14 protein-coding genes are annotated in these 14,709 nt (G+C 64.0%); 7 read left to right on the forward strand and 7 right to left on the reverse strand.

Going from position 1 to position 14,709, the window contains the following annotated elements:
• The first annotated feature begins 196 nt into the window (after window positions 1-196).
• Entirely contained in the window at window positions 197-2,422 is a 2,226-nt protein-coding gene (locus ACK4OE_RS04740; protein WP_409883386.1) for a PhoX family protein, read from the forward strand.
• Between the two features lie 127 nt (window positions 2,423-2,549).
• On the opposite strand, the gene ACK4OE_RS04745 is transcribed toward ACK4OE_RS04740, so the two are convergent.
• From ACK4OE_RS04745 to ACK4OE_RS04760, 4 genes are all read right to left on the reverse strand, one after another.
• On the reverse strand, window positions 2,550-3,335 hold the full coding sequence (locus ACK4OE_RS04745) for an iron dicitrate transport regulator FecR (protein WP_409883387.1): 786 nt from the start codon (window positions 3,333-3,335) through the stop codon (window positions 2,550-2,552).
• Complete coding sequence (locus ACK4OE_RS04750; protein WP_409883388.1) at window positions 3,268-4,137, reverse strand: BPSS1780 family membrane protein; 870 nt, start codon at window positions 4,135-4,137, stop codon at window positions 3,268-3,270. Before ACK4OE_RS04750 ends, ACK4OE_RS04745 begins: the two co-directional genes overlap by 68 nt.
• A gap of 166 nt (window positions 4,138-4,303) precedes the next feature.
• A complete protein-coding gene (locus tag ACK4OE_RS04755) occupies window positions 4,304-5,257 on the reverse strand; it encodes a homoserine kinase (protein WP_409883389.1) in 954 nt (317 codons plus the stop codon).
• A 105-nt stretch (window positions 5,258-5,362) separates the two neighbouring features.
• Window positions 5,363-5,722, reverse strand: coding sequence for a hypothetical protein (locus ACK4OE_RS04760; RefSeq protein WP_409883390.1), 360 nt, complete (start codon window positions 5,720-5,722; stop codon window positions 5,363-5,365).
• A 53-nt stretch (window positions 5,723-5,775) separates the two neighbouring features.
• Between ACK4OE_RS04760 and polA the strand changes: the two genes are divergently transcribed.
• The gene (gene polA / locus ACK4OE_RS04765; RefSeq protein ID WP_409883392.1) at window positions 5,776-8,574 is read left to right on the forward strand and encodes a DNA polymerase I; all 2,799 of its coding nucleotides are present in this window, start codon (window positions 5,776-5,778) and stop codon (window positions 8,572-8,574) included.
• A gap of 157 nt (window positions 8,575-8,731) precedes the next feature.
• Here the strand turns inward: polA and ACK4OE_RS04770 are convergent, their stop codons facing one another.
• From ACK4OE_RS04770 to ACK4OE_RS04780, 3 genes are read right to left on the reverse strand one after another with little or no spacing between them, the layout of a single operon-like run.
• A complete protein-coding gene (locus ACK4OE_RS04770) occupies window positions 8,732-9,364 on the reverse strand; it encodes a demethoxyubiquinone hydroxylase family protein (RefSeq protein WP_409883393.1) in 633 nt (210 codons plus the stop codon).
• Window positions 9,343-9,648, reverse strand: coding sequence for a high-potential iron-sulfur protein (locus tag ACK4OE_RS04775; protein WP_409883394.1), 306 nt, complete (start codon window positions 9,646-9,648; stop codon window positions 9,343-9,345). The genes ACK4OE_RS04770 and ACK4OE_RS04775 overlap by 22 nt, the downstream gene beginning before the upstream one ends.
• Before the next feature lie 49 nt (window positions 9,649-9,697).
• Window positions 9,698-10,111, reverse strand: a complete 414-nt coding sequence (locus ACK4OE_RS04780) for a thiol-disulfide oxidoreductase DCC family protein (protein WP_409883395.1) — start codon at window positions 10,109-10,111, stop codon at window positions 9,698-9,700.
• Window positions 10,112-10,210: 99 nt separating this feature from the next.
• On the opposite strand from ACK4OE_RS04780, the gene ACK4OE_RS04785 reads away from it, so the two are divergent.
• The 5 genes from ACK4OE_RS04785 (at window position 10,211) to yghU (ending at window position 14,704) form a co-directional block, all read left to right on the forward strand.
• The gene (locus tag ACK4OE_RS04785; protein ID WP_409883396.1) at window positions 10,211-11,353 is read left to right on the forward strand and encodes a MerR family transcriptional regulator; all 1,143 of its coding nucleotides are present in this window, start codon (window positions 10,211-10,213) and stop codon (window positions 11,351-11,353) included.
• Window positions 11,354-11,425: 72 nt separating this feature from the next.
• On the forward strand, window positions 11,426-11,818 hold the full coding sequence (locus tag ACK4OE_RS04790; RefSeq protein WP_409883398.1) for a DUF4149 domain-containing protein: 393 nt from the start codon (window positions 11,426-11,428) through the stop codon (window positions 11,816-11,818).
• 51 nt (window positions 11,819-11,869) lie between these two features.
• Complete coding sequence (locus ACK4OE_RS04795; RefSeq protein ID WP_409883399.1) at window positions 11,870-12,067, forward strand: hypothetical protein; 198 nt, start codon at window positions 11,870-11,872, stop codon at window positions 12,065-12,067.
• A 208-nt stretch (window positions 12,068-12,275) separates the two neighbouring features.
• Complete coding sequence (locus tag ACK4OE_RS04800) at window positions 12,276-13,400, forward strand: YihY/virulence factor BrkB family protein (protein WP_409883400.1); 1,125 nt, start codon at window positions 12,276-12,278, stop codon at window positions 13,398-13,400.
• A 395-nt stretch (window positions 13,401-13,795) separates the two neighbouring features.
• Window positions 13,796-14,704: a glutathione-dependent disulfide-bond oxidoreductase gene (gene yghU / locus ACK4OE_RS04805; RefSeq protein WP_409883401.1), complete on the forward strand. Its 909-nt coding sequence runs from the start codon at window positions 13,796-13,798 to the stop codon at window positions 14,702-14,704.
• Window positions 14,705-14,709 lie beyond the last annotated feature (5 nt).

Raw genomic sequence — 14,709 nt, forward strand, 5'->3', positions numbered from 1 at the left:
GATTCGTATTTGCTCTCCATCCAGGCAGCGAAAGGGTATTGCAGCAGGCGGGTCCACGTTTGCGATGGGCCGTGGCGCGTCTGCCGGTGGGTTTCGCAGCGCTGTCATCAAAATGCCGCAAAAGCTTCATGGTCACGTCACGGTGTGTTTCTACGCTGCAAGGGTTTTGTTACACCCACAACCCTAAGGAACCCCGATGAACCACCGCGTGGATGCGCCCGAGCAGGCGATTGACTTCAACAACGAGAACTCCAACACCTCTGCCAACCCCACGTTTGACTCTGTGCTGGGTGCGCGCCTGTCGCGCCGTGGCTTGTTGCGCGGTAGCGTGGGTTCGGTGGGCACTGCGGTGCTGGCCGGTTTTGGCGTGACGGCCTGCGGTGGCAGCGATGACCCGGTTGTGGTGGAGCCACCCGCAGCCCCCAAGCTGTTGGGTTTTGGCGCCGTGCCCAAGAGCCTGGCCGACGTGGTGGCCGTGCCTGCGGGCTACACCGCCAGCGTGCTGTTTGCGTTGGGCGACCCCATGGCGTCTGGCGTGGCTGCTTACAAGAACGACGGTACGGACACCGACTACGACAAGCGCGCTGGTGACCACCACGACGGCATGGAGTGGTTTGGCCTGGGCGCCGACGGCAAGCGCAATGACAACGCCATCGAGCGCGGTCTGCTGGCCATCAACCACGAAGCCACCACAGACGAAAAACTGTCCTCGTTCTTCCTGCATGCCAACGGCGGTGCATCGACCCTGCCGCGCCCAGCATCCGAAGTGGACAAGGAAACCGACATCCACGGTATCGCTGTGGTCGAAGTGGCCAAAAGCGGTGGCAAGTGGTCGTATGTGCAGAACTCTGCGCAGAACTTCCGCCTGACTGCGCTGAGCCCTATCGAAATCGCAGGCCCCGCCCGCGGCAACGCTCAGCTCATCACCAAGTATTCGCCTACCGGCACCATGACCCGCGGTACGCTGAACAACTGCGGCACCGGCAAGACGCCTTGGGGCACCTTCCTCACCGGTGAAGAAAACTGGTTTGGCTACTTCACCCGCAGCGCTGCCGACGATGCAGCGCGTGGCAACGACAAGAGCGTGACATCGCTCAAGCGCTATGGCCGCACCCAAGGCGCCGCATCGCGCCACGGCTGGGAAACCGGTGGTACTGACGACAAGTACCAGCGCTGGAACAACAGCAAGACGGGTACGTCGGCCAACGGCAGCGACGACTACCGCAATGAAATGAACGGCATGGGCTACATCGTCGAGATTGATGCCTATGACAAGACCCGCACGGCCAAGAAGCGCACGGGCCTGGGTCGCTTTGCACACGAAAGCGCCGCGTTCGGCAAGGTCGAAGCCGGCAAGCCGCTGAGCGTGTACATGGGTGACGATTCGCGCGGCGAATACATCTACAAGTTCGTGTCCACCGCAACGTGGAACCCAGCAGACGCCAACGCCAACGACCGTTTGGCCATTGGCGACAAGTACCTGGATAGCGGCAAGCTCTACGCGGCGAAGTTCAACGCAGACGGCACCGGTACCTGGGTGGAACTGTCGCTGTCCAACACGGCTATTTCGGGCTATGCCGCGTACAGTTTTGCTGACGCTGCCGACATCGCCATCAACACCCGCATTGCTGCCGATGCAGTCGGCGCCACCAAGATGGATCGCCCCGAGTGGAATGCGGTGAACCCTGCCAACGGCGAGATCTACTTCACGCTGACCAACAACAGCAACCGCAGCGTGAACCCCACGGGCAGCCAGTACCTGCCTGACGCAGCCAACCCACGCGCCTACACCGACATGAAGGGCACATCGGCACAGAACGGCAACCCCAACGGTCACCTGGTGCGCATGAAGGAAGGTGCATCCACCACCAGCTTCAGCTGGGACGTGTACCTGTTTGGCGCTGAAGCGGGTGCCGACAAGGCGATGGTCAACATCTCTGCACTGACTGCAGATCAGGACTTCTCCAGCCCCGACGGCCTGGTGTTCAGCAAGGCCACGGGCATTTGCTGGATTCAGACAGACGATGGCGCCTACACCGATGTGACCAACTGCATGATGCTGGCCGCTGTGCCCGGTAGCGTGGGCGATGGCGCCAAGAAGACGCTGAGCTACACCAAGGCCGACGGCAGCAAGATGGACATCGTCACCCCCGTGGGCAAGGCCGCAACGGACAGCACCCTCAAGCGCTTCCTGGTCGGCCCCAAGGGCAGCGAAATCACCGGTCTGGCCGAAACACCAGACGGCAAGGCGATCTTCGTCAACATTCAGCACCCTGGTGAAACCACGGCCATGGCTAACATTGGTGACCCTACCAAATACACCAGTCAATGGCCTGCCAACGCGGGCTATGGCGCAGGCAAGCGCCCTCGCTCGGCCACCATCGTGATCACCAAGAACGACGGCGGCGTGATCGGCAGCTGATCTTGGTGAGTGATTGAGGAAGGGGGCTTTGACCCCCTGCTACGCAAAAGCCGCCAGTGCCTCCTTCAACGGAGTGCACTGGGCGGCCTTTTTTGCTTGGGGGTGCGGCAGCTGGGGAGCCGGGTTTTCAGTCCCTCGATCCGGGAGGCCCCGACGTGTACGGCGGTGCCAGCGCTCCGCTGCCATCCTTGGCGCCCTTGCGTCCGGAAATTTGCCAAGCGGTGCGCTGGTTGACCAGCCCGGCCAGAAACTCCAGCTCATCATCGGTGTGGTTGATGGCGCCCGCAGGCGTCAACATGCGGCCGTTGCGTGGGGCTACTTCGCCCCAGAACGCCTGGTGGTAAGACGCCTGGCTGACCACACTTTCGCCGCCTGCGGCAAGGTCCACCGTACCGTAACAGTTGCAAAAATAGCTGCGGTTGTCCTGGTCGGCAAACACTTCGGCATACACCCCGGTGCCCCGGATGCCCGCAGTGGCCGTGGGCAGGATGATCTGGCGATCACTCCCGCGCCCCCATACGCTGGCCACAGCACCCGTCACGATGCGCAACACCTTCACGGCGGCGGGCGTGTCGCCCTCCAGCGCCACACGCGAGTTTTGCCGCACCATGAACGCGCTGTTGCCCACCGCAAAAACAAGGTTGGACCCAGGCCCGGTCTCGATGCGGTCGCCTGGCGCAATGCTGTGCTCACGGGTCAATGTCTCGCCATTGCGGAGCACGTCGCCGCGCAGTTCCACTACGTTGCTGCGCGACTGCGCCTGTGCTGCAGACCATCCGCCTGCTGCCACCCACATCCCGGCGGCCAGCACCAGGCTGCGGCGCTGGAACCAGGTCAACTCGTCTTCAGTTCGGCCCTGGAGTTGGTGGATCGACGGGTTCGGGAGCGGTGGCCTCGGTGGCGTTTGTGTCATGGTGGGGCGCCTCTGTGTCGGGGGTCGAAGGGGGCTCAAAGCAGTCACGGAAGGTGAGCACTACCGAAGTGAAGAACATGGCCGCCATCATCATCGCAGCCCCCACCATGATGCCGCCAGCGGCAGAGCCCGCAAGCCCCGCCACGGCCAGCAGTGTCGAGATGATGGCCACCACCAGCCCGCCCAGCAGAAACACGCCCAGCCAGCCCAGGCCGTACACCGTGAACGCGCCGAAGTTGCGAATGCACGCCACGATGCTGAAGAACAGCGCCTTGACCGGCGGCACCCCATGCCAGTGCACCAGTCCGGGTGCATGCCAGAACAGCAGCGACAGGGGCAAATACAGAATCATGGACAGCCACATGGCGCTTTGAAATGCCGGGTTCTCGGCCACTTCCTTCGTCAGCGGCGCGCCACCCAGGTACACCTGCGCAAACTGCCCGCCGTCAATCAAGGCCGACAGGCCCATCACGCCCAGAAAGCACACCGCATACAGGGCACCCAGCACCAGCATGTCGCGCAGACGCTGGCGTCCCGTGCGAAACGCCACCAGTAGCAAAGCGGGCGTTGGAAACTGCCCTTGCGAGGCCTGCGCCGCCGCCACCATCATGGCCAGCGTGGCCGACGGCAACAGCGCCAATGCAATGGCCGGGCCCACCAGCGGCACCATCGTGGCCAGCGACATGGCCGCCATGGTCATGAAGAACAGCGCAGCCAGCGCCATGGGCTGACGCCAGAACGCCCGTATACCAAGCTTGACCCAGGCCATGCCGGTGCGTGCGGGGACGATTTGGAGTTTCATGAATGCGTTGGAATGGAATGGGAAGCCGGCGCGGGTTGCGGCGCTGGCAGTGCCTGATGGTGAGGCGAAAACGTCGAATTTACCCCACGGCCCCAAAACAGGCGCACGGCACGGGCTAAGGCGCTATGCACCGGACGGGCGTTGGGGGGACGGGAGTATGAACGAATCAGGCTGCGTGCACGGGGCGTGCTATGCGCCCACGCAGCACCCGCTCGAAATGGGTGGGGTCGTGCGGGGTGAGCATGGACGCCTCGCGCGGCAGGTAAAAGTCCCACAGGCGTGAGATCCAGAACCGAAGAGCCCCTGCGCGCAGCATGGCGGGCAGCAGTTCGCGTTCGGCCGCGCTGAGTGGCCGCACGGCCTGGTAGGCATCCAGCATGCGGGTGGCGCGCTCGGCGTCATGCGCACCCGTGGGCAGGTCAATGCACCAGTCGTTCAGGCACACGGCCAGGTCAAACAGCCAGGTGTCCACGCCTGCAAAGTAAAAGTCGAAGAAGCCCGTGAGTTCTTCGCCATCAAACATCACGTTGTCGCGAAACAGGTCGGCATGCACCGGGCCGCGGGGCAGTGCGGTGTAGGCCGAACTGGCGGCCACATGGTTCTGGTAGGCCAGCTCAGACCGCAGCAGTGCGGCCTGGCCTTCGTCGATGTGGGGTAGCACCACGGGCACGGTGTCGTTCCACCACGGCAGCCCGCGCAGGTTGGGCTGGTGCCTATCAAACCCGCGCCCCGCCAGGTGCATGCGCGCCAGCATGGTGCCCACAGCGGCGCAGTGCACGCCCTGGGGTGCCAGCTGGCTTTTGCCGCGCAGCTTGTTCACCACCGCAGCGGGCTTGCCGCACACGCTGTGCAGGATGTCGCCGTTCTTGTCGGCACGCGGGTCGGGCACCGGCACGCCGCCGTGCGCCAGGTGCTTCATCAGGTACAGGTAAAACGGCAACTGCTCGGCCGTGAGGCGCTCGAACAGCGTCAGCACGAACTCGCCCTGGTCGCTGGTCAAGAAGTAGTTGGTGTTTTCAATGCCGCCTTCGATGCCGCGCAGCTCTACCAGCTCACCGAGTTGCAAACGGCGCAGCAGTTCGCGCGCCTCTGTGTTGGAGACTTCGGTAAAAACGGCCATCGCTCAGAGGGGTCGAAAGTTGAAGGGGAGGAGGGTAAAGACTGCACGCCGTGGCGTGCGGGGGCTGCAGCGCAGCGGTGGCGCTGGGGCGTTGCGCCCGGTGTGTCAGAACTTCAGCACGTTCCAGACGCGGGGGGCGGTATTGGTTTCGGCGCCGTTCTGGCTGCCAGCGCGGCTGCGTGCGCCGTCGGGCGACTGTACTTCGTAGCTGGGCATGTTGCCCGCCTTGGGCTGCACCGAAATCGTCTGCGTCTGGCCGCCTACGCGCAGCTCGTCTACACGGCTGCCCGCGTCTTCGATCTGGATGCGCTCTGTGCGCTGGTTGCTGCGGCCGGACAATTGCTCGGGATTTTGTAGCGCCTCGCGCTTGTCTGCCGTGCCTTGGGGGGCATTTTGGCTTGGAGTCTGGGCCAGGGCGGTGCTGGAGGCAATGCCCAGCAGCAAAAGGAGGTGAACAGCGCGCATTGGGCGATTGTAGAGCGCTGCCCAGGCGTGGCCTGCCCGTGCACAATCTGTGCATGACTGACAAAAAGACCCTGGTGCTGGTGGACGGCTCCAGCTACCTCTACCGAGCCTTTCACGCCATGCCCGACCTGCGGGCCGTTCCCGGCGACCCCAGCAGTGCCGCCACTGGCGCCATTCGCGGCATGATCAACATGATGCAGGCCCTGCGCAAAGAGGTGACAGCCGACTATGCCGTCTGCGTGTTCGACGCATCGGGCCCCACCTTCCGCGATGCCCTGTACACCGAATACAAGGCCACGCGCTCGCCCATGCCCGACGACCTGCGCAGCCAGATCGAGCCCATCCACCAGGTGGTGGACCTGCTGGGTTGGAAGGTAGTGGCCGTGCCCGGCGTGGAGGCCGACGACGTCATCGCCACCTTGGCCAACGTGGCGGCCGCGCAGGGCATTGAAGTCATTGTGTCGAGTGGCGACAAGGATTTGAGCCAGCTGGTCAACGAGCACATCACCATCATCGACACCATGAGCGGCAAGCGCCGCGATGTGGCGGGCGTGACGGCCGAGTTTGGCGTGCCGCCTGCGCTGATGGTGGACTACCAGGCGCTGGTGGGCGACACCGTGGACAACGTGCCCGGCGTGACCAAGGTGGGCCCCAAGACGGCTGCCAAGTGGCTGGAAGAATATGGCTCGCTCGATAACCTGATTGCCAACGCCGACGCCATCAAGGGCGTGGCGGGCAACAACCTGCGCGAGGCGATTGCCAGCGGCCAACTGGCCTTGAGCCGCCAGCTCGTCACCATGAAGACCGACTGCGCGCTGGCCGACTACATACCCGGCCTGCCCGCGTTTGACGACATCACACTCGACGCGCCGGACAACACCGGCTTGCTGCCGTTTTACGAAAAGTACGGCTTCAAGGGCCTGGCCAGCGCGATCAAGGGTGCAGCGGCCCCCGCCGCTACAGCCCCCACCGTCGCCATGCCCGGCCAAAGCGGCGACCTTTTTGCCGACCACTCCGCCAGCACCGTGGCCGAAGAAGTCCAGCGCCGCACGGTGGTGTACGACACCATCCTCAACTGGGCCGACTTTGACCAGTGGCTGGAGCGCCTGCACAAAGCCCCGCTCACCGCCCTCGACACCGAAACCGATTCCCTCGACGAAATGCGTGCGCAAATCGTGGGCATCTCTTTCAGCGTGCAAGCAGGCGAGGCCGCCTACATCCCCTTGCGCCACGAAGGACCCGACGCGCCCGAGCAATTGCCCATCGACGAAGTGCTCGCCCGCCTCAAACCCTGGCTCGAAGACGCCAAGCACCACAAGCTGGGCCAGCACATCAAGTACGACCGCCATGTGTTCGCCAACCACGGCATCGAGGTGCAGGGCTACACACACGACACCATGCTGCAAAGCTACGTGCTCGAAGTGCACAAGCCCCATAACCTGACCAGCCTGGCCGAGCGCCACACGGGCCGCAAAGGCATCACCTACGAAGACCTGTGCGGCAAGGGCGCGCACCAGATTCCGTTTGCGCAAGTGCCCGTAGACAAGGCCGCCGCCTACTCGTGCGAAGACTCCGACCAGACCCTGGACGTGCACAACGCCCTGTGGCCCCTGCTGCAGGCCGATGAAAAACTGCGCTACATCTACGAGCTGGAGATTCAGAGCAGCGAAGCCCTGTACCGCATCGAACGCAACGGCGTGCTGATCGACGCGCCCACGCTGGCCGCACAAAGCCACGAACTGGGCCAGCGCATCTTGCAGCTCGAAACCGAGGCGTACGAAATTGCAGGCCAGCCCTTCAACCTGAGCAGCCCCAAGCAGCTGGGCGAAATCTTCTTCGACAAGCTGGGCATGCCCGTGGTCAAGAAGACCGCCACCGGCGCCCGCAGCACCGACGAAGAAGTGCTGGAAAAGCTGGCCGAGGACTACCCCCTGCCCGCCAAGCTGCTGGAGCACCGGGGCCTGGTCAAGCTCAAAGGCACCTACACCGACAAGCTCGCCCAGCTGGCCCTGCCCCGCACTGGCCGCGTGCACACCCACTACGCGCAGGCCGTGGCCGTCACCGGGCGCTTGTCCAGCAACGACCCCAACCTGCAGAACATCCCCATCCGCACCCCCGAAGGCCGCCGCGTGCGCGAGGCCTTTGTGGCCCCTGCAGGCCGCGTGATTGCGAGTGCCGACTACTCCCAGATCGAGCTGCGCATCATGGCCCACCTGAGCGGCGACCACTCGTTGCTGCACGCCTTCCACGCCGGGCTGGACGTACACCGCGCCACCGCTGCTGAAGTGTTTGGGGTGGAGGTCGATCAGGTAACCAGCGAGCAACGCCGTTACGCCAAGGTCATCAACTTCGGCCTCATCTACGGCATGAGCAGCTTTGGCCTGGCCAAGAACTTAGGCATCGAGACCAAGGCCGCTGCCGCCTACATCGACAAATACTTTCAGCGCTATCCCGGCGTGAAGCAGTACATGGACGAGACCAAGGCCGCCGCCAAATCCATGGGCTACGTGGAGACCGTGTTTGGCCGCCGCCTGTACCTGCCCGAAATCAATTCCCCCAACGGCCCCCGCCGCGCCGGGGCCGAGCGCGCCGCCATCAATGCCCCCATGCAGGGCACGGCGGCTGACTTGATCAAGCTGGCCATGGTGGCGGTGCAGAAGGAGCTGGATGCCCACAAGCCCAGCATCCAAATGATCATGCAGGTGCACGACGAACTGGTGTTTGAACTGCCCGAGAGCGAGGTGGACTGGCTCAGGACCCACATCCCGCGCCTGATGGCGGATGTCGCGGCTCTCAAGGTGCCTTTGCTGGCCGAGGTGGGGGTGGGACCTAACTGGGACAAGGCGCACTGACCAACCAGGCGTTGGGCTGTGAAACCGATTCCGGCTGTACCGCACCCATGCACACCGCCTCGACAGTCGCACTGAGCGACACGGTGATGAGCCATCCCTTGTTACGTGGCGTCAGCCGCTTGGCGGTGGCTGCGTAGCTTGGCCGAGTTTTTGTCGGTCAGACGTAGCGGCAGACGTAGACCGCTGCGCGAGACCCGGCGTCCACCAGGGCGCACCACGCACGGGTGATAAGCCCACGTTGCCCCGATCCCTGCGCAGCGGCTGCTTCGTCGCGGTGGTGCACCTCATCGCGCTGGCAGTCCAGCAGCGTCCGGCGCAACGCGCTCAAGTGGGGCTCGCTTCTCAGCCGTGCGATTTGTTGAGCGTAGTGCTGGTCAACAAAGCGCTCTACGGCTTCGATGGTGATGTAGGTGGCACGTGGTCCTGCCAATGCAGGCAATGCGCCCGTCAGCCAGCCGGCCAGTCGCCACACAGGGAGCAGGTGGGTGTGTTGGTTGGCTGGCAGCCACTCGCTGATGTGTAGCAGGTGCGCCTGCTCGGTGGCCAGGTGGCGGATGGCAAAGGCGCGCACGTCCGCATCCCGGCTGGCCCACAGCACGCCAGCGTAGATGCATACGGCACCTACCTCGCCCGCATGGTCGGTGCGCAGGTCGGCAATTACATCGGGCGGCAGGGTGTGGCCAGGTGCCGCGATGTCTGGTGTGGTGTTGTGCCCGCTCGACTCGCTTGGGCAGCTCTGCCCGCTCTGCCGTGACCCAGGCCGGGGCGTCAGCTGGCTTTCTTGGCCCATGCACCACACCAGCCTTTGCCCACCACCTGCTTGCCCGGAAAAATCGCACAGCCACCCAGGGCGTCGCTGGCTTTGCCCTGGTACAAGGTGCAGTTGGTGCACAGCTGCCCGGTGGCGTACTTTGGATACTTTTTGACGTCGGCTTTGCTCGCGTCTTCCACGTAGCCCAGCGCCACGGCCTGGGGGTCTTTTTCGCTCAGTTTGGGTGGAGTCTGGGCGACTGCTGCGAGTGAGACGCCGCCAGCGGCCAGCGTCATGAAAAATGTGCGTCGTGTGTTGCTCATGGGGTTTCCTTTTTCAGTGGGGTTTTGGCAAGCCGTATCAGCATTACGCTTACTGCTGGCGGTTAGACACCTCAGCCGGTGGGGTGTTGGTCGCTGGCGTCGCTGGGCGCCATGCCCGGCGAAGCACCAGAAAAGATCGGTAGCCGGCTTCCAGCAGCCACAGCGTGGCGCGCGTGCCCAGCAGGCGCCCCAGCCACGCCCAGCTGGGCAACGTGCGCCAGAGGGTGGTAAAGGCTTGCGCACCACTGACAAGGCTGCCGTCTGCGCGGCGCATGTGCAGGCGGGCCATTGCCGCGTCGCGCGTCAACCCGGAACCCAGTTCTTCAGGGGCGCAGCGCGCCACATCCACCCAGCAAATCCCATCAGCACCCGGTTGGCGCTGGTACATCGCCACTTCCCGCGAGCACACAGGACAAGCGCCGTCAAAGTAGACAGTAGGGTGGAATTGAGTTGGTATTGACATGGCTACATAGTAGACAAATCAAACTCAAAACCGCTGTCTGTATTTATACTCTGGCGTAGCAGTGTGATATTGCAACTCAAAGCGAACTCATTGAAACCCATGCACCCCAGAAATGCGTCCTCGGAAGCCGTCCAACCGCTGCAGCATCCTGAGCAGCCCGTTTTTCGCAGCGGTTCCGTAGCGCGCATGGCGGGCATGCCTGTGTCCACTCTGCGGATCTGGGAGCAGCGCTACCAGGCCGTGGGCCCCAGCACCTCACCGTCGGGTCACCGCCTTTATTCCGCTGCCCAAGTGGAGCGCGTTGTGCTGCTGCGGCAGCTGACCGAGCAGGGGCATGCGATTGGTTCGCTGGCCGGCCTTGACATCGACCAGCTGCGCCAAGTGGCCCTGGCGCAGGCCTCTGTCGAAACAACGATGGAGGCTGAGACCAGCGACCACCTCAGTGCGGGCCCCGCCCATCCCAGCCCTGACCTCGCTGCTGAGCTGCGCTCGCCCTTGCGCATGGTGGTGGTGGGCCAGGCGATGGCGCGCCGTCTGCGGCGCGCGGCCGTGCTCCGAGCCTGCGTCCGACCGCCTCAGGTTGTCGCCGTGTTCGATTCGCTCACGGAGGCCCTGTTGGGTGCCGCCAGCTCCAGCCATCAGGGCGTGGACGTTCTGTTGTGGCAAACAACGGGGTTGCAAGAAGGCCTTTTGCCCGAACTGATGGCGGCCCGCGAAGCCTGGTCGCCCCGCCGCGCGGTGGTGGCCTACCGGTTTGCCGGTGGGTCTGCGGGCGACGCCTTTGCTGCGGCCGGAGCCACGGTAGTGCGCGAACCGTCCGACGACGCTTCGCTGGGGGCTTGGCTTGCGGCGCTGGAAGCGGCGCTGCCAGAAAACACCCGCCTTGCCGCGACAAGCGCTGGCGATACCCGCCACGGTGCTGCTGCGTCCCCCACAGGGCCTGCCAATTTCTGGCGTCTGCCAGAACAAGACCAGGCCTTGCCCGCCCGCCGCTTTGATGACGCCACGCTCACCGACTTTGCCGGGCTGTCCTCCGGCGTGGCGTGCGACTGCCCCAGCCATGTGGCCGAACTGCTCATGCAGATCGCCGGCTTTGAAGCCTACAGTGCGGAATGCACCGATCGCAGTCCGGCCGACGCGCAGCTGCACGCCTACCTGCATCGAACCGCAGGCGTTGCGCGTGTGCTGTTTGAAAAAGCGCTGGAACGCGTGGCCCTGGCTGAAGGCTGGGCCCTGCCCTGACATGCTCGTCGCTATGTAAATCGCCGCTCGAAACCCGCCATCCCGCAGCACGACCCACCACGCCTTTTCACCATGACGCACGCCCTCGCTGTCCTGATCACTTCCCTGTTGTTTGGCGGCATGACGCTGTACTCCTTCGGCTTTGCCGCCTTCTTGTTCCATGCGCTACCTGCCGCCACTGCGGGTACGACACTGCGCAAGGCCTTCCCGTGGTTCTATGCGTTCGTGATCGCGGCGGCAGGCGTGGCTGCAACGTTCTGGTGGTGGCACGACACGGTGTTTGCCATCGTCTTGGCGACGGTCGCCATCACCACCGTCCCTGCGCGCCAGCTGCTGATGCCCGCGATCAATCGGGCCACCGACGCGGGGCAGCGCCGCCGATTTCAGTGGCTGCACAGCGTGTCGGTTGTGGTCACTCTCGCCCACATTGGTGCAACCGGCTGGGTGTTGGTGAGCATGGCCTGAGGCCGCCGTACACGAACCCTCAAGTCCAAGACGCACATTCGCCGCCTCGCCATGCCACGCCGAAATTCACCCCAGGTCATCCGCAACCTGGATGACCTCAGCCATCTGAGTGAAGTAGTCGCAGACAAGCGTCTGGGCCAGCGGTCAGCGGCCAAGAAGAACCGGCGCAACCGCCACTACGAGAAGCAGTTCATCCGTAACGCCATGAGTCACCGCGCACCTGAGCTGGCAGACCCTGAGGGAGTTTGAGCCTTTTAGGGCTCTATCGATTATCCAGTAAGCGATAGCAGCTACAAAATTCATAGTGGTGCGTCAAACATGTACCCATGCCGGCCATCGCAGGCGGCTTGGGCAAGCGCTGCGGTGCGCCCGCCCAGCCACCAGCGACAAGGGGCCGCGACCTACACGCCGCACGCTGCCCGGACGGTACAAACGGCTTTTCACCTCCTCGCTCGCCGTGAAGCCATCCACACTCCTGGACATTTGCAAGAAGACCGTCGTTGCCTGGGTCGACGACTACGCGCCCAGCATGGGTGCGGCCATCTCTTACTACACCGCGTTCTCCATTGCGCCGCTGCTGGTCATCGTGATCGCCATTGCGGGCTACGTGTTCGGCGAAGACGCTGTCCGGGGTGCTCTGCAGGGGCAGATTGCCGGGCTGGTGGGCAGCGACGGAGCGGTGGCCATACAGGGTTTGATCAGCAGCGCCAGCGAGCCCACGGAGGGGCTGATCGCCAGCGGGGTCAGCCTTGTGGTTCTGCTCATCGGCGCCACCACGGTGTTTGCCGAGATTCAAAGCGCACTCGACCGCATCTGGCACGTGCCTGAAAAAGCCAAGCCCTCCGGTCTGTGGGGCCTGCTGCGTGCGCGTTTTCTATCGTTCGGGTTGATCCTGGGGCTGGCCTTCCTCTTGATGGCGTCGCTCACGGTGGGTGCGGCGGTCGCGGCCATGGGCAGCTATTTCTCCACCTTGCTGCCCGGGTGGGAGGTGCTGCTTCACGGCATCAATCTGGGGATGTCCTTGGTGGTGGAGACGCTGGTGTTCGCCATGATTTTCAAGTTCATGCCGTCCACCAAGATTGCCTGGAGCGATGTCTGGGTGGGCGCAGCGGTGACCGCAGCGCTGTTCGAACTTGGCAAGCTGCTCATTGGCCTGTACGTAGGCAAGGCCGGCATCAGTTCCACCTATGCAGCAGCGGGCTCTATCGCCGTCATCCTGATCTGGGTGTACTACGCCGCGCAGATTTTCTTGCTCGGCGCCGAATTCACCAAGGTGTATGCGGGCGAGCGCGGATCGCTCCGTACTGAGCCCGCAACGCTTGCGCCCGAAACGCCGGTTCGCAGCCGAGACCCTGTCCCCGTGACTGCGGCGAGCGCCTTGCGCACCTCGGCGTCAGGCGGACCGCAAGTCTTTGCGTGGCGGCGGAGCGAAACCGTGCAGGAGATTCCGCTGGAAACGCGCATTGGCATCGTGGTGGTCGTCGGTGGGGCGCTGGCGGTGCGCGCAGCCGTGCTGGCGTTGTTTGAGCGAGGCAAGTGGCGCAAACAACGCAATGAGGGCACAGCCCGGCGTGGCGCATGACGATGCGGGGGTGGGCCTGCATCTTGTCGCTCCTTCGCGGCAGCGTCGTCCGGCGTGTTTCGCTCTAACCGTCAGTGCGGCGACAGCTCGACATGGGCCCCAGCGCGGGCGACCAGAGCGTGCCGGCGAGCTTGGAAAATGCGTGGGACATCCGAACTGCGCGCTGTCTTGCGCATGCGCTGCTGAGTTCTGCACCGCTTTGAACTTGTGACCTAGGAGCAGCTGCGTCGGTGGCTGGTGCAGGGTGTATGGCGTGTGTGCCCTGGGTGGCGCGCGTGGGTATCTTCGCGGGCATTTGTGCGTGCTCTGCAGATCGGGCATTGCATCGCTAAACTCATCCGACAGCGGGCCGCCACGGCCTCCAACACCTTTTGATTTGCCCTGGAGACTTCTGCATGTCCGACACCACCCCCTACACGCCACCCGCCATCTGGCAATGGAACAAAGAAAACGGCGGCCAGTTCGCCAGCATCAACCGACCTGTTGCCGGTGCCACGCACGACAAGGAACTGCCCGTAGGCCGCCACCCGCTGCAGCTGTATTCGCTGGGCACGCCCAATGGAGTCAAAGTGACGGTGATGCTGGAAGAGCTGCTGGCGCAGGGCCACAGCGGGGCGGAGTACGACGCGTGGCTGATCCGCATCAACGAGGGCGAGCAGTTTGGCAGCGGGTTTGTGGCGGTGAACCCCAATTCAAAGATCCCGGCCCTGCTGGACCGCACCGACCCCGCCAACCCGGTGCGTGTGTTCGAGTCCGGCGCCATCCTGATGTACCTGGCCGAGAAGTTCGGTAGCGCCTTCTTGCCCACCAGTGGCGCAGCGCGGGCCGAGTGCCTGTCTTGGCTGTTTTGGCAGATGGGCAGTGCGCCGTTTTTGGGTGGCGGGTTTGGGCATTTTTATGCGTACGCACCCGAGAAGTACGAATACCCCATCAACCGGTATGCGATGGAGGTCAAACGCCAACTGGACGTGCTCAACCAGCGCCTGGCCGAGAACGAGTTTCTAATTGGCAGCGAGTACACGGTGGCCGACATCGCCATCTGGGCCTGGTATGGCCTGCTGGTAAAGGGCCAGGCCTACAACGCGGGCGAGTTTTTGCAGGTGCACGAATACACGCACGTGGTGCGTTGGGCCGAGCAGGTGGCCAAGCGCCCGGCGGTGCAGCGCGGGCGTAAGGTGAACCGTGTTCAGGGCGACCTGGCCAGCCAGTTGCGCGAGCGGCATGACGCCAGTGACTTTGACACCAAGACGCAGGACAAGATTGAGGCTGCTGCTATGGCCGCTTCGTCTTCGCCCGCAGCCTGACCGCA

It is taken from the genome of Acidovorax sp., assembly GCF_046314175.1.
Lineage (GTDB): Bacteria > Pseudomonadota > Gammaproteobacteria > Burkholderiales > Burkholderiaceae_C > Acidovorax.